Annotated in this window: 11 protein-coding genes and 2 tRNA genes; 4 read left to right on the top strand and 9 right to left on the bottom strand. The window is 71.2% G+C overall.

Features of this window, described 5'->3' with window-relative positions; all coding sequences use genetic code 11:
* Positions 1 to 10: 10 nt before the first annotated feature.
* The gene (gene macS, locus ACGFIQ_RS11720; RefSeq protein ID WP_393242764.1) at positions 11 to 1,144 is read right to left on the bottom strand and encodes a MacS family sensor histidine kinase; all 1,134 of its coding nucleotides are present in this window, start codon (positions 1,142 to 1,144) and stop codon (positions 11 to 13) included.
* A 119-nt stretch (positions 1,145 to 1,263) separates the two neighbouring features.
* Between macS and ACGFIQ_RS11725 the strand changes: the two genes are divergently transcribed.
* Positions 1,264 to 1,719, top strand: coding sequence for an ATP-binding protein (locus ACGFIQ_RS11725; RefSeq protein ID WP_393242766.1), 456 nt, complete (start codon positions 1,264 to 1,266; stop codon positions 1,717 to 1,719).
* 277 nt (positions 1,720 to 1,996) lie between these two features.
* Here the strand turns inward: ACGFIQ_RS11725 and ACGFIQ_RS11730 are convergent, their stop codons facing one another.
* The gene (locus ACGFIQ_RS11730; RefSeq protein ID WP_357524846.1) at positions 1,997 to 2,935 is read right to left on the bottom strand and encodes a ribose-phosphate pyrophosphokinase; all 939 of its coding nucleotides are present in this window, start codon (positions 2,933 to 2,935) and stop codon (positions 1,997 to 1,999) included.
* Between the two features lie 102 nt (positions 2,936 to 3,037).
* Here ACGFIQ_RS11730 and glpK point away from each other — a divergent pair, with 102 nt between their 5' ends.
* Positions 3,038 to 4,522 (top strand): glycerol kinase GlpK, encoded by a 1,485-nt coding sequence (glpK, locus tag ACGFIQ_RS11735; protein WP_393242769.1) that lies wholly within the window; start codon positions 3,038 to 3,040, stop codon positions 4,520 to 4,522.
* Between the two features lie 12 nt (positions 4,523 to 4,534).
* Here glpK and ACGFIQ_RS11740 read toward each other — a convergent pair whose 3' ends face one another.
* Positions 4,535 to 5,368 (bottom strand): phosphoribosylaminoimidazolesuccinocarboxamide synthase, encoded by an 834-nt coding sequence (locus tag ACGFIQ_RS11740; RefSeq protein WP_393242771.1) that lies wholly within the window; start codon positions 5,366 to 5,368, stop codon positions 4,535 to 4,537.
* A 138-nt stretch (positions 5,369 to 5,506) separates the two neighbouring features.
* Here ACGFIQ_RS11740 and ACGFIQ_RS11745 point away from each other — a divergent pair, with 138 nt between their 5' ends.
* Positions 5,507 to 6,838, top strand: coding sequence for an ABC transporter substrate-binding protein (locus ACGFIQ_RS11745; RefSeq protein ID WP_393242773.1), 1,332 nt, complete (start codon positions 5,507 to 5,509; stop codon positions 6,836 to 6,838).
* Between the two features lie 61 nt (positions 6,839 to 6,899).
* On the opposite strand, the gene ACGFIQ_RS11750 is transcribed toward ACGFIQ_RS11745, so the two are convergent.
* Positions 6,900 to 7,154, bottom strand: a complete 255-nt coding sequence (locus ACGFIQ_RS11750; protein WP_393242775.1) for a hypothetical protein — start codon at positions 7,152 to 7,154, stop codon at positions 6,900 to 6,902.
* Between the two features lie 182 nt (positions 7,155 to 7,336).
* On the opposite strand from ACGFIQ_RS11750, the gene ACGFIQ_RS11755 reads away from it, so the two are divergent.
* Positions 7,337 to 11,095 carry a S8 family serine peptidase gene (locus ACGFIQ_RS11755; RefSeq protein ID WP_393242777.1) on the top strand — a complete coding sequence of 1,253 codons (3,759 nt, stop codon included), beginning with the start codon at positions 7,337 to 7,339 and terminating at the stop codon, positions 11,093 to 11,095.
* Between the two features lie 119 nt (positions 11,096 to 11,214).
* Here ACGFIQ_RS11755 and ACGFIQ_RS11760 read toward each other — a convergent pair.
* The 5 genes from ACGFIQ_RS11760 to ACGFIQ_RS11780 form a co-directional block, all read right to left on the bottom strand.
* Positions 11,215 to 11,288, bottom strand: a tRNA-Met gene (locus ACGFIQ_RS11760).
* Positions 11,289 to 11,418: 130 nt separating this feature from the next.
* Positions 11,419 to 11,492: transfer RNA gene (locus tag ACGFIQ_RS11765), tRNA-Met, on the bottom strand.
* Between the two features lie 84 nt (positions 11,493 to 11,576).
* Positions 11,577 to 12,464 (bottom strand): hypothetical protein, encoded by an 888-nt coding sequence (locus tag ACGFIQ_RS11770; protein ID WP_393242778.1) that lies wholly within the window; start codon positions 12,462 to 12,464, stop codon positions 11,577 to 11,579.
* The gene (locus tag ACGFIQ_RS11775) at positions 12,454 to 12,963 is read right to left on the bottom strand and encodes a SigE family RNA polymerase sigma factor (RefSeq protein ID WP_393242780.1); all 510 of its coding nucleotides are present in this window, start codon (positions 12,961 to 12,963) and stop codon (positions 12,454 to 12,456) included. The genes ACGFIQ_RS11770 and ACGFIQ_RS11775 overlap by 11 nt, the downstream gene beginning before the upstream one ends.
* A 187-nt stretch (positions 12,964 to 13,150) precedes the next feature.
* Positions 13,151 to 16,165 (bottom strand): UPF0182 family protein, encoded by a 3,015-nt coding sequence (locus tag ACGFIQ_RS11780; RefSeq protein ID WP_393242782.1) that lies wholly within the window; start codon positions 16,163 to 16,165, stop codon positions 13,151 to 13,153.
* Between the last annotated feature and the right edge of the window lie 59 nt (positions 16,166 to 16,224).

A 16,224-nucleotide genomic window follows, 5' to 3' on the forward strand; every position in this document is an offset into this window, starting at 1 on the left:
CGGGTCTGGTTCACCGCACTGCCCTCGGCACGGTCAGCTCGATCTCGGTGCCGGCGTCGGGGGCGGACACGATCCGAACGGTCCCGCCCAGGTCGGACACCCGCCCCCGGATGGACTGGGTCACGCCGAGCCGGCCCTGAGCGGCGGCCTCGGCCAGCCGGCCGGCCGGGATGCCCGGCCCCTCGTCGCGGATCGACACGGTCACCGTCGCCCCCTCGTCCTCGATCAGCACCCAGGCCCGCCCACCGGCGTGGCGGCCCACGTTGTCCAGGGCCGCGCCGGTCGCGGCGGCCAATTCTCCGGCCACCCGGCGCGGCAGCGGGACCGGCGTGGCCGGGGCGGAGAGCGCCACCGCCGACGACGCGTACCGGCTGAGCAGGGTTCGCAGGTCCACCGCCTCCGGGCCGGCCGGGAGGCTGGCGGTGGCCGGGCCGCCACCGGCGATCAGCGCCCGCAACGCGGCCTCCTGCTCGCCGGCCAGCCGGGCCAGCTCGCCAGCCTCGCCGGGCAGGTCAGCGCCACGCCGCTGCACCAGCGCCAGCACCTGGAGCACCGAGTCGTGGATGTTGCGGGCCAGTCGTTCCCGTTCCCGGGTGGCGGCCTCCAGTTCCACCGCGCGTTGCAGTCGTTCCTCGGCGTCCGCCGCGAGCCGGGCCACGTGCCCGACGACCACTCCGGCGAGCAGCATGAGGATCACCCCGGTGAACGACGACTGGCCGATCCGCTCCCGGGTGGCCAGGTCCGCGCCGGCGACCAGCAGCGCCGCGACCGTGCCCCGCCGCCGGCCGCCGGAGACGGCCCAGGCCAGCACCGGGCCGGCCATCCAGGCGACCCCCATGGTGGGTACGCCGTGGGTGAGCGCCGTCCGCCCGACCACCCACGGGGTGGCCAGCACGATGGCCAACACCACCCCGAGATCGGCCAGCAGCAGCGGCCAGCGCCGCCAGGCCGGCCGCGCGTATCCGATCGCTGTCACCCCGGTCCAGATGATCATGACAAACACCAGGGCGGCGACGGCGTACGGGTGGGCGTACCGGTCGGCGTCGCGCACGGCGAGCACGCAGACGTACGCCAGGGACGCCATCCGGAACACCGCGAGCGCACGCCACAGTGGCACCTCGAACCCACCCGGCGGCGACGGCATGGCGGTCACGATGCCACACGCGGCAAGTGGCGCGGCGAGCAGCGAGTGCGGTTCGGGAAACCCTGACGTACGGTAGAAAAGCCGCGAAATACTCTGAGATCCGCCGCCGGGACGGGGCCATGACGAATGCAGACCCGCACGCACCGCGTACGGTTGTGCCCATCGAACCTGCCCTCCTGATCGCCGATGCCTTCGACCAGGCCCAGGTGACCGAGATTCGACACTCGGTCACCTCCTGTGCGCATGCCTCCGGGCTCACCGGCCAACGGCTCGACGATTTCGTGCTCGCGACCAACGAGCTGATCACCAACGCGGTGCGGCACGGCGGCGGCCGGGGGTGGCTGCGGCTCTGGCACGAGTCGGACCTGCTGGTGTGCGAGGTCGCCGACCACGGGCACGGGATCAGCCCGCAGCGGCTGGGCGACCGCAGTCGACCCACCCCGGACACCGCCGGCGGCTGGGGCCTGTGGCTGGCCCGCGAGCTGACCGACGCGATGGAGGTCGTCACCAGCACCGCCGGCACCACAGTCCGCATCACCACAGGCCTAACCACCCAAAACCCCACCCCGCACTAAACCCCCACCCGCCCCGGCCCCACCCGCCCCGCCCCACCCCACCCCGCCCCGCCCCGCCCCGCCGATCGATCATGGAGTCGTGGTGGGCGACAGCTACACATGTGCCCCTTATGCGAGGCACCACAACTGCATGATCGACGCACGCCAGCCCGGGCGTTTCGGCGATCTTGCGGTTTCGGCGGTCAGAATGAGCGGAACATCCCTTATCTCGCGACAGGAACCGCAAGATCGCGCGGACGAGGGGCGCGCGGGCGCGGGGTGACGGACGAAGGGCTGGTCAGGCGAAGAGGGCGGAGACGGATTCTCCGTTGTGGATTCGGCGCATCGCCTCGGCCAGCGCGGGGGCCACCGACAGCACCTCCAGCGCGGGGACCCGCTTCGCGGCCGGGATGGGCACCGTGTTGGTGCAGACGATCTCCAGGACGCCGTCCTGGTCGCTGAGCCGCTGCAACGCGTCACCGGAGAAGAGCCCGTGCGTGCAGGCGAGCCGGATCGAGCGGACCTTCAGGCCGCGCAGGTGCTCCATCAACTCGACAACCGTGCTGCCCTTGGCGATCTCGTCGTCCAGCACGATGACGTCCCGGTCGGTCACCTCGCCGATCACCGCACTGATCTTGACCAGGTCGTCGCTGAACCGCTGCTTCGCACCGGCCGCGACCGGCGTGCCGAGCAGCCGGGCGAAGGCCGCCGCCTCCTTGGCGTTACCCAGGTCGGGTGAGACCACCACGGTGTCGCTCAGGTCGTAGCGCCGGAAGTGGGTGGCCAGCTCACGCAACGCGTGCAGGTGGTCCACGGGAACGCTGAAGAAGCCGTGCACCTGCGGCGAGTGCAGCGTCATCGCCAGCACCCGGTCCGCACCGGCCGACGTGAGCAGATCGGCGACGAGCCGAGCGCCGATCGAGATCCGCGGCGCGTCCTTCTTGTCGGAACGGGCGTACGCGTAGTGCGGCAACACCACGGTGATCCGGCCGGCGGACGCGCCCCGGGCGGCGTCGATCATCAACAGCAACTCGACCAGGTTTTCCTGGACGGGCGGCACCAGCGGCTGGATCAGGAAGACGTCACGCTCCCGGCAGTTGGCCTGCAACTGCACTTCCAGACAGTCGTTCGCGAATCGGGAAACCCGCACCGGGTGCAGCGGCACCCCGAGGTGGGCACAGATCTCGGCAGCGAGGTCGGGATGGGCGGTTCCACTGAAAACGGCGATGTCGCGCACGTTCGCACATCGTAGGCGAAGCGGCCGACGGTGAAGGGTGGCGGGCCGAGACTGGCCGTGACGACAGTCGCACCGCACCGCCGGTCCGGGTACGGTGCTGCGGTGACCCCTGCGTACGTCGCCGCCATCGACCAGGGCACCACCTCCTCGCGGTGCATCGTCTTCGACCGGGCCGGGGAGATCGTCGCCGTGGCCCAGCGCGAACACCGGCAGATCTTCCCCCGCCCCGGCTGGGTGGAGCACGACGCCGAGGAGATCTGGGACAACGTCCAGCAGGTGGTCGCCGAGGCCCTGCGAGCCGCCGGCACCGACGCGACCGGGCTGGCCGCCGTCGGCATCACCAACCAGCGGGAGACCACAGTCGTCTGGGACCGGGCCACCGGCCGCCCGGTGGCCAACGCCATCGTCTGGCAGGACACCCGGACCGGGTCGCTGCTGCGCGAGCTGGCCTCGGCGTACGGCGAGGAGCGGTTCCGGGCCCGCGCCGGCCTGCCGCTGGCCACCTACTTCGCCGGGCCGAAGCTGCGCTGGCTGCTCGACGAGGTCGACGGCCTGCGCGAGCGTGCGGAGCGCGGCGAGGTCCTCTTCGGCACCATGGACAGCTGGCTGATCTGGAAGCTGACGGGCGCGCACGTCACCGACGTGACGAACGCCAGCCGGACCATGCTGATGGACCTCACCACCCTGGACTGGGCACCGGACCTGCTGGACGCGATGGGCGTCCCGGCGGGGATGCTGCCGGAGATCCGCTGCTCCGCCGAGGTGTACGGCCACGCCACCGGGGTGCTCGCCGGGGTGCCGGTGGCCAGCGCGCTCGGCGACCAGCAGGCCGCCCTGTTCGGGCAGACCTGCTTCCAGCCGGGTGAGGCGAAGTGCACCTACGGCACCGGCAGCTTCCTGCTGCTCAACACCGGGGCCAGCCCGGTCCCGTCCACGCACGGCCTGCTCACCACGGTCGCCTACCAGATCAAGGACCAACCTCCGGCGTACGCCCTGGAGGGCGCGATCGCGGTCACCGGCTCGCTGGTGCAGTGGCTGCGGGACAACCTCGGGCTGATCTCCACGGCCGCGGAGGTGGAGGAGCTGGCCCGCACCGTGGACGACAACGGCGGCTGTTACGTCGTGCCGGCGTTCTCCGGGCTGTTCGCCCCGCACTGGCGCAGCGACGCGCGTGGTGTGATCGCCGGCCTGACCGGCTACGTCACCAAGGGGCACCTGGCGCGGGCGGTGCTGGAGGCGTCGGCGTGGCAGACCCGCGAGGTGGTCGACGCGATGGACGCCGACTCCGACGTGGCGCTGCGCCGACTCCGGGTGGACGGTGGGATGACCGCCAACGGGCTGCTCATGCAGTTCCTCGCGGACGTGCTCGACGTGCCGGTGATCCGGTCCCGGATCACCGAGACCACCTGCCTGGGCGCCGCGTACGCGGCCGGTCTGGCGGTCGGCTTCTGGCCGGATCTGGCCACCCTGCGGGCGCAGTGGCGCTCCGACGCGCAGTGGGAGCCGGCGATGGCCCCGGAGCTGCGCGAGAAGGAGCTGTGCCAGTGGCGCAAGGCCGTGCAACGCACCCTGGACTGGGTGGACTGAACGGCCCGGCGCTCACTCCCAGCGGTTGCCGGTCAGTTTCTCGTACACCTCGACGTAGCGGGCGCGGGTCGCCTCGACCACCTCGTCCGGCACGTCCGGCGCCGGGGCCTGCTTGTTCCAGCCGCCGGCGGTGGCCCAGTCCCGCACGTACTGCTTGTCGTAGGAGAACTGCACGCGGCCCGGCTGGTACGACTCGGCCGGCCAGAACCGCGACGAGTCGGAGGTGAGCAGCTCGTCGGCGAGGACCAGGGTGCCGTCCGGCGCCCAACCCAACTCGATCTTGGTGTCGGCGATCAGGATGCCCCGGTCGGCGGCCAGCTCGGCCCCGCGCCGGTAGACGTCGATGGTGATCTGCCGCAGTCGTTCCGCGGTGGCCTGGCCCACCTTGTCCACCACCTGGTCGTACGTGATGGGTTCGTCGTGTTCACCCATCGGCGCCTTGCTCGACGGCGTGAAGATCGGCTCGGGCAGGATCGACGCCTCACCGAGCCCGCGGGGCAGTGCCACGCCGGAGACGGCGCCGGTCTTCTCGTACTCCCGCAGGCCGCCGCCGGTCAGGTAGCCGCGAGCGACGCACTCGACCGGGAGCATCTCCAGCCGCTGGCAGCGGATCGCCCGCCCGGCGAACTCGGCGGGCACGTCGGTGGCCGAGATGACGTGGTTCGGCACCAGGTCGGCGAGCTGCTCGAACCACCACAGCGAGAGTGCGGTGAGCAGGCGACCCTTGTCCGGGATCGGCGTCGGCAGCGCCACGTCGTAGATCGAGATGCGGTCCGAGGCGACCAGGATCAGGTCGTCGCCGTCGGCGTAGACGTCCCGAACCTTGCCCGAGTGCAGAAGTTCCACGCGCCCTAGTACACCACGCGACATCGGGGGGCCCGATTCGACCACCCGCGCCGGGGGCTGACCGGACGGACGTTGACACCTTCGTGCGCTCCCTGCGTGAATGGTGCCGCCGTACTCCCGCAGGTCCAGGAGACCCCCGTGCCCGTTGTTCCACAGCCGATCGACCGCCTCGGCGCCGACCCGGGCCGACGCCGACTGCTCACCGCGCTGCTCGGCGCACCCCTGCTCACGTCCGCTGGGCTGGCCGGTTGCAGCGACGGGGCCGACACGTCGACCCAGGACGGGCCGGTCGAGCTGTCGGTCTTCTGGTGGGGCGGGACCCAACGGGCCGAGCTCACCGAGAAGGTGCTGCGGCTCTACTCGGATCGCAACCCCCGGGTCACCTTCCGGGTCACCTGGCAGGGCGCCGACGGCTACTACGAGCGACTGGCCACCCAGGCGGCCGGCGGGAACGTACCGGACCTGATCCAGATCGACGACGCGGTGTTGACCGAGTACGCCCAACGCCAGATCATCCTCGACCTCACCGACCGGGTCGCCGACCACCACCTCGATCTGCGGAGCCTGCCGGAGGGCCTGATCCGCTACGGCACGGTCCAGGGGCGGACGATGGCGGTGGCCGGCGGGCAGACCCACGCCGCCGTGGTCTTCAACCGGGACCTGCTGCGGGACCTGAAGGTGCCGGAGCCCCGGGCCGGAATGACCTGGGCCGACTACATCGCCTGGGCGGAGCAGGTCACCGAGACCAGCGAAGGTCAGGTGGCCGGCACCGTGGACGCGTCCGGTGACCACCGGGCGCTCTGGCTGTGGCTGCGGTCGCAGGGTGGCGAATTCTACCGGGGCAACCAGCTCGGTTTCGGCGCGGACGAGCTGATCGCGTGGTTCGAGCTGTGGCAGCGGGCCCGCACCGCGCGGGCCACACCGGGTGCCGCGCTTGTCGAGCAGGTCGACAGCAGGGAGCTGAACCGGCAGTTGGTGGTGACCGGAATGACCGCCGCGTCGTTCGCCTGGTCCCATCAACTACCGGAGTTGCAGCGGCTCACCAAGGCCGAGTTGGGCGTGGTCGGCCTCCCCGGGCCACCGGCCGCGCAGTGGGCGCGCGCGTCGATGTACTGGGCCGCGTTCCGGGGCACCCGCCACCCGGACACCGTCACCGACGTGATCAACTTCTTGACCACGAACGGAGAGGCCGGCACCGTCCTCGGCCACGAACGCGGCCTGAACGCCAGCCTCGCCGTCCGCCGCTACACCGAGGGCAGCATCACCGACCCGGCCCAGCAGCGCGCCGCCGCGTTCGGCGCCAGCCTCGCCGACCAACTCGGGCCCGCACCGGCACCACCGTCGAAGGGGCACGCCAGGGTGCGTACCCTGCTGGTCGCCGCCGCGGAGAGCATCCGCGTCAAGCGGGCCGGCACCCGGGCGGCCACCTCGCGCTTCCTCTCCCAGGCCAACGCCACACTGGCAGCGTGACCCTTGACGGTCGGCCGACGGCCCGCCGCCGTCGACCGACCGACCGAGACGCCCCGCTGGGTCAGCGCGGCGGACCGTTGCGACGATTGCGCGTCAGACGCAGCACCAGGAACACGATGACCCCGACCACCACCAGGCAGCAGAGCAGGCCGAGGATGCCGAAGCCGCCGGCGCCTCGGGACCGCCGCCGTGCGGCCTCCACCACCACCTCGCCGGTGCCCGTGGACGCCCACGCCGCGACGGGCACGAAGACCGCCAGTACGGCCGCACCGAGGACCGTGCTCAGCCGGCCCCACCACTTACCGAAAGAAGACATGTGCCCATCCTCGCTGAAGGACGCAACCTGGGCACGTCGGTCCACGCCGAAGCAGGGACCGAGATCGTCCGGAGCACCCCGGACCGCACGCAACGTGCCCGCAACCTGCCGGCAAAGATGATGATCTTTACATGAATCTCCAGGGGTGATCAGATTCGCGCATGGTCAACCCTGGAGGCGATGTGCGGCTCTCTCTCACCCGAAGATCTGCGGCAACAGCGGTCGGCGTCACCCTCGTCGCCGCTCTTCTGACCCCGACGACCGCCCACGGGGCCCCACCGTCCCCGCCCCCTCCGACACCACCCGCCGCGACCGGCAACACGCCGCCCGCACCCGTCACCGTCACGCTGATCACCGGCGACCGGGTGACGGTGACCCCGGGCGTCGACGGCGCGGCCCCCGCGGTGGACGTCACACGCGCCCCGGGCGCCACCGGCCCGGTACGCGTCGCCACCGAGGGCGGCGACACCTACGTGTATCCCGACGAGGCCATGCCCTACCTGGCGACCGGTCGACTCGACAAGCAACTGTTCGACGTCACCCGGTTGATCGCGCAGGGCTACGACGACGCGCGGACCAGCGAACTCCCCCTGATCGTCACCCGCACGACGGGCTCGGCGACGCTGCGGGCCGGCACCACGCTGCCGGGCGCGCGGACCACACTGGAGCTTCCGTCCGTCCGGGGCGAGGCGATCCGTGCCAACCGGTCCACGTCCGCCGACTTCTGGTCGGCCCTCACCAGCGGACCGGCACCGACCGGGCGCGGTGCTGCCCCGTCCACGCCGGCCTTCACCGCCGGGGTCGACAAGGTCTGGCTCGACGGCAAGGCGAACGCGTCCCTCGCCGACACCACCGCGCAGGTCGGCGCGCCCGCGGCCTGGGCCGCGGGAGGCACCGGCCGCGGTGTCCGGGTCGCCGTCCTGGACAGCGGGGTGGACACGACCCACCCGGATCTCGTGAACCGGGTGGTCGCGTCCCGCAGTTTCATCCCCGGCCAGGACGTCATCGACCGCAACGGGCACGGCACCCACACCGCCTCCACCGTCGCCGGCACCGGTGCCGCCTCCGGCGGCAAGGAACGCGGCGTCGCTCCCGACGCCGACCTGGTGGTGGGCAAGGTCCTCGACCAGAACGGCAGCGGGTCCATCTCCGGGATCATCGCGGGGATGGAGTGGGCGACGCGCACCGAGCGCGCCAGGGTGGTCAACATGAGCCTCGGTGTGAGCGCGTGGCACACCCAGGACGATCCACTGAGCCAGTCCGTGAACCAGCTGACCGCCGAGACCGGCGCGCTCTTCGTCGTCGCCGCCGGCAACAGCGGTCCCGACCCGTACACCCTCGGGGCACCGGCCACCGCGGACGCCGCACTCACCATCGGCGCGGTGGACGGCTCCGACCACCTGGCCGACTTCTCCAGTGCCGGGCCGCGGATGATCGACGAGGCTCTGAAGCCCGACCTGACCGCTCCCGGGGTGGACGTGTTGGCGGCGCGCTCGCAGCACATCCCCTGGGGCGAGGGCTACTACCAGACCGACAGCGGCACCTCCATGGCGGCGCCGCACGTCGCCGGGGCGGCAGCCCTGCTGGTCCAGAAACACCCGACGTGGAGTGGGCAGCAGATCAAGGACGCGCTGATGAGCACCAGCGTGCGGACGCCCGACTACAGCGCCTACCAGGCGGGCAGTGGCCGGTTGAACGTGGCCGGCGCCTACCACCAGGACCAGGTCATCGCGACCGGCTCGGTGGACGCCGGGCTGGTCAGGTCGTCCTCCGGCACGCCACAGCGGCCGATCACGCGGAAGATCACCTACACCAACACCACGGCGACCCCGGTCCCGTTGGCACTGTCCGTCGACGGTGGCACCTCCCCCGCGCAGGCGTTCACCGCGGCCACCGACCGCGTGACGGTGCCGGCGAACGGAACCTCGACCGTCGACGTCGTGGTGAACCCCGGGGGTCTCCCGCCGGGCCGGTACTCGGCGCAGGTCACGGCCCGCTCCGCGACCGGCGAGGTACACACGGCTGTCGGGGTCGTCGTCGAGGCGAAGAGGTACGACCTCACCATCCACCTGAAGGACCGCGCCGGCCGACCCATGAGCGGCGAGGTCGAGATCGTCAGCGCCGACGAGGGCTCCACCTTCGTGTGGGTGCCGGACGGCAAGCTGACCAGCCGCTGGGCTCCCGGCTCCTACACGGTCGTCACCGCCGCCGACGTGCAGGGCCGCAACGGACCCCGCTCTCTCGGGCTGGCGATGTTGACGGCTCCCGAGGTCGACCTGTCGACCAACCGGGTCGTGGAGCTCGACGCCTCGAAGGCACGCGAGGTGAAGGTGGCCACCCCCCGGCCGACCGCCGTCACCAACACCAGGATCGACGTCTACCGCTCCTTCACCTCGCCGGAGCCGACGCCCACCGACTGGACCGCCCTGCGCGAGACCTTCTGGCCCGGTGCGACCTACGACAGCCTGTGGGCCCTCCCGACCAAGGACCGGGTGACGAAGGGCAGCTTCGTCCTCACCACCAGGATCCGCGCCGTGCAGACGCCGTTGGAGATCAGTTACGGCGGCCGACGCGTCAGCGATCCCCTCGTGCAGCCCGGTGCACGGCCGCTGGCCGACGGTACCGCCCGCCTCGACGCCGTCTTCGCGGGCAACGGCGCGACCAGCGACTACGCCGGCCGGTCCGTCCGTGGCAGGGCCGTGGTCGTACGCGCCAACGACTCGGTGCCCCCCACGGACCAGGCGGCGTCGGCGCACGCGGCCGGTGCGGCGATGCTTGTCGTGGTCAACGACCGCGAGGGCCGCCGGAGCGACTGGTACGGCAGCCCCGACGCCGTGACGACCGGCCCGATCGCGGTCGCCTCGGTGAGCCTGGACGAGGGCGAGGCGTTGATCCAGAAGATCGCCGCCGCCGGGCGCCACACGGTACGGCTGGCCGTGACGGCCCACCCCGCACCGAAATACCTGTACGACCTGGTGAACTACCACAATGGCGGGGTGCCCAGGGACCCGTCCGCCCGGACCGGCCCCCGCGACCTCGCCCGGATCGACCTGACCTTCGCCCCGCCGCCGGGGAAGCAGTCCAGCGAGACGCGGACGGACTTCCCGCCCTACGAGTACGCGGCGGCCCGCTCGTTCCCGTTCGAGCCGGTCGCACCCGGGCCGCGGACCGACTGGGTCTCCGCCGGCGACGGCATCAAATGGATGCAGTACGCCGACGTCGCCGACTGGGCGCGGTCGAACACGGAGGCGATCGCCTACCGGCCGGGCAGCGTCCAGCAGGACCGCTGGTTCGGGCCCATCACCCGGCCACGCCTGCTCAGCACCGAGATCCCGTTCCGCGGTGAGACCGCCATGAGCGCGTACATCCAGGGGTTCGGCGACGCGGGGGCCGCGCACAGCGGCGGGGCCGCCATGCCGCAGGTCGTCACCTTCTATCAGGGCGACAGGGAGCTGACCCGGTTCGACGGCTGGCCGAAGGTCGGCGCGGGTGACCTGTCGCCGGAGAAACTGCCGTACCGGCTGGTCGTCGAGACCACGGGCAAGCCCGAGTTCAGCCCGTACTCGACAGCCACGCACACCGAGTGGCGCTTCGTCTCCGGTGGCACCACGGAGGTGCAGGCCATCCCGCTCGTCCAACTGGACTACGGAACGGACGTGGACGCCGCGGGCCGAGCGACGCGCAGGACCGACTTCTCCATCACGCCAGTGGTGGTGGGCAGCACCGCGGCACGTGACGCGGTGTCCTCGCTCACGCTGGAGGTCTCCTACGACGACGGGGTGACCTGGCAGCGGCAGGGCCTGACCGAGAAGAGGGGCACCTGGCAGGCGCACCTGAACGCGCCGCACCGGGCCGACTTCGTGTCCATCCGGGTCACCGCCAGGCAGCGCAGCGGCGACGGCGTCACCCAGAGCGTCACCCGGGCCTTCGGCCTCCGGTAACAACCGGGTGGGGCCGGCACCCGCGAGGTGCCGGTCCCACGGGGACCCTCACCAGGTCGGGGGCAACAAACAGGTCCGGCCCCCACGGGTGGGGGCCGGACCTGTTGCACTGCCGGTTGTAGCGGGGACAGGATTTGAACCTGCGACCTCTGGGTTATGAGCCCAGCGAGCTACCGAGCTGCTCCACCCCGCGTCGACTGGTTAACCCTAACCCATCCCGATCAGCGATGATCAGCCGGGGGTCGGCACCCGTCGTGGGTGCGCCGCCGTCCGCACAAGAAGAAGCCCGCCTCCCCGAGGTGCGGGAGACGGGCTTCACTTTGTAGCGGGGACAGGATTTGAACCTGCGACCTCTGGGTTATGAGCCCAGCGAGCTACCGAGCTGCTCCACCCCGCGTCGGCTCGCTAACCGTAGCGCACCACCCCCGGGCCCCGCAAAACGACATCCGAATCCGCCGGATCGCAGCCCGACACAGCGACGTCAACCAAGCCATGCCTCGATGGCGGCGACCGCCCGGCGACTGTCCGCGTCGACCTGTGTACGCGGGCTGGACCCGGTCTCCCAGCCCTTCTCCCAGAGGATGGTCACCACGTCGCCGACCCGGATCACCCGGACCAGCCGGACCTCCTCCCCGCCGGTCGGGTCGCCGTTGCGGTCCTGAGCCGGCTTCCGCAGCTCGAACAGCACCGACTCGTCGCCGTACCCGACGTCACTGAGCAGCCGCTGCCTACTCGGCACCGGGGGGACCTGGAGACGCAGTGCCGGCTGCTCGGGGCAGTCGCGCACCGCCTGCCGCAGCTCCTCCAGCACGTTTGTGGCTCGCCCGGGCCGGTAGACGGCGATGGAGTGTGCGTAGGTGCCGTCCGGGTCGTTCCCCTGGGGCGTTTTCGGCAGCTTGTAGACCAACGACCGGGTACGCCGGTGCAGGATCGGTTCGCTCGGGATGTGGGCACCGCACAGGCCCGGCAACGCGGCCACGTCCCGGTAGTCCGGCGCGATGCCGGTCTGGTTGGCCGGCGCGAGCGTGAAGAACGCCCGATCCGGAATGCCGCCAGGAACACGCGGAGACTCGGGGGTCGTACCCGGGGGCCGGCCTGGCGTGGCGGACGGCGACGGCGACCCGGCAGTCACGTCCGGCGCGGGAATCGTCGGTGTGCCAGCCGGCGGGGCGACGGGCGTCGGCATGGCGACCACCTGAGTGCCGATCACCACGCCGCCCACCAGCAACGCCGCGGCGAGGGCACCCCCGGCCGCACGCAGCCGGGCCCGCCGGTCCGCACGCAGCCGCAGCATGTCGGGTACGCCCAGGTCACCGGCGTCGGCGTCGGCGGCGAGGCGCCGATACCACTCGGAGAGTTCACGCGACATCGTTGGTCTCCAATTCCACGTTGGCGAGATCGGGCAGCAGCGCGGCGAGCCGGGCCCGGCCCCGGGAGAGCCAGGACTTCACCGTGCCAACGGGCGCGCCGACCTCGCGGGCGATCTCTTCCACCGGCATGTCGAACAGGTAGTGCAGGGCCAGCGCCTGCCGGTGGTTCGCCGGCACCTGGCGCAGCGCCTGGAGCAGCAGCACGCTGTCCTCGTTGGGCGGCGGGGCCACCGGTGGGGGCCACGCCAACCGCAACGCCCCGCGCAGGCCGCGCAGCCGCCGCCAGCGGTCGGTCGCCAACCGCGCGACCACCAGCCGCAGCCACGCCTCCGGGGCGGGATGCGCCGCCAGCCGCCCCCAGTGCCGCCAGGCCCGGGTGTACGCCTCCTGCACCAGGTCCTGCGCCTCGTTGTGATCGCCGGCGACCGCATAGCCGTACCTCGCCATCCGCCGCGCCGTGCCGCGGTAGAAGTCATCGAAGCTCTGCGCGTCCCGCAAGACTGTTCCCCCTCGTCGCACACCGTCGACTTGAGGACGGCGGGCCGGTGTCACAGGTTGCGGTCGGTCGAACCTTTTTCGGCGCGGCGGCGGGCGGGCAGCCGGCCGGACGACGGCGAAGCCCCCGTCGTGCGGACCGGGAGGGTCCGACGACGGGGGCTCCGAGAGTCGCAGCCGAGGACTGCGGTCAGCCGCCCGCGCTCGGGCTGCCGCTGGGCGATGGTGACGCGCCGCCGCTCGGTGCCGCGCTGCCACTGGGCGCTCCGGTCGGGTTCGCGGCCTGTTGCGCCTGCTGGAACGCGGTCAGCGCCTCGTCCAGCGCCTTGAGCGCGCGCCCGTACCGCTCGAAGTCACCAGACGTCTGCGCGGCCCGGACCTCGGTGATCGCGCTCTGCACCCGGTCAGCGGCGGTGGCCAACGGACCGGTCGGTGGCGGGGTGCCGGTGCCGGCGCTCGGCGTCGGCGTGGGGGTCGTCGGCGTTGACGGGTTGCCCCCGGTGGTCGGTGGCGGCGACGTGCCCTGCCCGGCCTTCTTGCCCTGCTCCACCAACTGCTTGATGCCGTCGTTGATGTTGTCGGCGAGCGCCACGAAGGAGCCACCGTCACCGTAGGAGACCAGCACCTTCTGCAACAGCGGGTACGCGTCCTGCTGGTTGCTCTTCACGTACACCGGCTCGACGTACAGCATGCCGTCGGCGAAGGGCAGCGAGAGCAGGTTGCCGAACTGCACCTGCGCCTGGTTGCTGGAGAGCAGGGTGAGCTGCTGGCGGATGTTGGCGTTGTTCGTCATCTGTTGGTGCACCTGCACCGGGCCGGAGATCCGGGTCTGATCCGGCAACTCCAGCACCTCCAGCCGGGGCTGCCCGTTGATGTACGACCCGGAGATCAGCGCGGCCAGGTTCTGCCGGCCGTTCGGGGTGACCGCCGCGGTGAGCTGGAAGCGGGGGCTCTCCTGCCCTGGGAACTGGGTGAACAGGTAGTACGGAGGCTGCTTCTGGCCGCTGTCCGGAGAGTCCGGCACGTTGGGCACCTGCCAGAAGTCCTGTGCGGAGTAGAAGTCACCCGGATTGGTCACGTGGAACTTGGTGAGCAGGTTGCGCTGCACCTTGAACATGTCCGCCGGGTAGCGCAGGTGCTCGGTCAGCTCGGCCGGGATGTCCGCCTTCGGCTGGATCAGGTCACCGCCGAACGCCTTGTTCCAGGCCTTGAGCACCGGGTCGGTGTCGTCGTACTCGTAGAGCTTCACGGTGCCGTCGTACGCGTCGACGGTGGCCTTCACCGAGTTGCGCATGTAGTTGACGTTCTCCCGGGCCAGTTGGAAGGTGCCCCGGTTGGTCAACTCGTCGGTGGTCTCGGTCTGCAGGTTGACCCGCTCGGCGTACGGGTAGGTGGCGGCCGTGGTGTAGCCGTCGACGATCCACTGCACCCGACCGCCGACCACCGCCGGGTACGGGTCGCCGTCCAGGGTGAGGAACGGCGCGACCTTCTCCACCCGGTCCCGCGGGTTACGCACGTAGAGCAGCTTGGAGTCCTTGTTGACCGCCTCGGAGAGCAGGAAGTTCGACTCCTGCTCCTTGATGGCGTACAGCAGCCGCCGCGTGAAGGAGCCGATCTCGACGCCGCCCTCACCGGTGTAGGTGTAGGACTCGCCCCCGCCCTCGCCGACCGGCCTGTCGAACTCGGCCTTCTTGTTCGGGTCGGCCTGACCGACGATCGCGTAGTCGTCGGGCGCCATCCGCTCGCCGTAGTAGATCCGCGGCTGCGTGGCCGGGATCTGCTCGGTCTGCGAGGAACACGCCTCCTGGGTCTTCTCGCCGAGGAAGCCGGAGACGAAGAACGGCTGCCCGCCGCAGACCACCTGGTTGGCCGGGGCGGCCACCAGCCCGTACCCGTGGGTGTAGACGGTGTGCCGGTTGATCCAGGTGTTCTGCTGGTCGGTCAACTCACCGTAGTTGATCTCCCGGACGCCGACCACGTAGTCGGAGACCTTCCCGTTCACCCCGTAGCGGTCGATGTCCAGCTTGGGGCCGAAGTCGTAGAAGCCACGCACCTGCTGGAGCTGCGTGTACGTCTCGCTGACCAACTGTGGGTCGAGCAGCCGCACGTTCGACACCACCGAGGTGTCGGTGGCCAGGTTCGCCGGTGGGGTGGAGTTGTTCGCCGCGAACGCGGTCGTCTCGGTGGCCCCCAGCCCGAACGCCGCACGCGTCGCGTCGATGCTGCGCTGGATGTACGGCGCTTCCTTGTCCTTGGCGCTCGGCTTGACCTCGAACGTCTGCACCGCCCACGGGTAGATGCCGCCGATGGCCACCGCGGACACACCGAGCAGCGCCAGCGAGATCCCCGGCCAGACCAGGTTGCGCATCCAGGCGTTGGAGAACACGACGATCGCGATCGCCACCACGATCGAGATGTAGGCCAGGATCTCCTTCGCCGGCAGCAACGCGTTGACGTCGGCGTAGCCGGCGCCGTACAGCTTGGCCCCCTCGTTGTACTCCAACAGCATCGCCCGCCGGTCCAGCACGTACGCGATGGCCTTCAACACCACGAACACCGCGACCAGGCTGCTCAGGTGCGCGCGGGCGGCGTTGCTCATCCGGTCACCGACGCCCTGCAGACGGACCCCACCGAAGAGGTAGTGCACCGCCAGCGCGCCGATCACGGCCAGCACCACCGCGGTGAAGGCGACACCGAGCAGGTAACGCCAGAACGGCAGTTGGAAGACGTAGAAGCCGATGTCCACCCCGAACTCCGGGTCCTTGATCCCGAAGTCACCGCCGTTGCGGAAGAGCAGCCACTGGTTCCACCGGTTCTGCGCGGAGAGGCCGGCGAACAGCCCGACCACCGCGGCGACAAGCGTGATCCAGGTGCCGAGTCGCGGGCTGAGCGCCATCCGATAGCGCTCCAGGGTCGCCTGCTCCACCGAGTGCGGACGCAGTCGCGGGCGCAACCGGTGGGCCAGCCAGAGGTTGCCACCGACGACCACCGCCATGCCGAGCCCGATGGCGAGGAAGAGCACCAGCCGGGTCAGCAGGACACCGGTGAAGACCTCGGTATAGCGGACCTCGTCGAACCAGAGCCAGTCCGTCCACGCCTGGACACCCCAGCCGAGCAGGGTGAAGAGCACGAACACCCCGACCAGGACAGCGATGGTGACGCGCCCGCGCCGGCTCATCCTCGGAAGGGGGCTGCTGCTACGCATGACCACTGTTGGCTCCGCACGCTCGATGTGATCGGCTCCGACCAGGCACCCAGAGTACG

The sequence above is a fragment of the Micromonospora sp. NPDC048898 genome (assembly GCF_043198035.1).
Taxonomy (GTDB): domain Bacteria; phylum Actinomycetota; class Actinomycetes; order Mycobacteriales; family Micromonosporaceae; genus Micromonospora.

Excerpts from the sequence above, each read along its gene's own strand:
- macS (WP_393242764.1), bottom strand. The coding sequence starts at position 1,144 with ATGCCGTCGCCGCCGGGTGGGTTCGAGGTGCCACTGTGGCGTGCGCTC.
- ACGFIQ_RS11780 (WP_393242782.1), bottom strand. The coding sequence starts at position 16,165 with ATGCGTAGCAGCAGCCCCCTTCCGAGGATGAGCCGGCGCGGGCGCGTC.
- ACGFIQ_RS11750 (WP_393242775.1), bottom strand. The coding sequence starts at position 7,154 with ATGTCTTCTTTCGGTAAGTGGTGGGGCCGGCTGAGCACGGTCCTCGGT.
- ACGFIQ_RS11770 (WP_393242778.1), bottom strand. The coding sequence starts at position 12,464 with ATGTCGCGTGAACTCTCCGAGTGGTATCGGCGCCTCGCCGCCGACGCC.
- ACGFIQ_RS11725 (WP_393242766.1), top strand. The coding sequence starts at position 1,264 with ATGACGAATGCAGACCCGCACGCACCGCGTACGGTTGTGCCCATCGAA.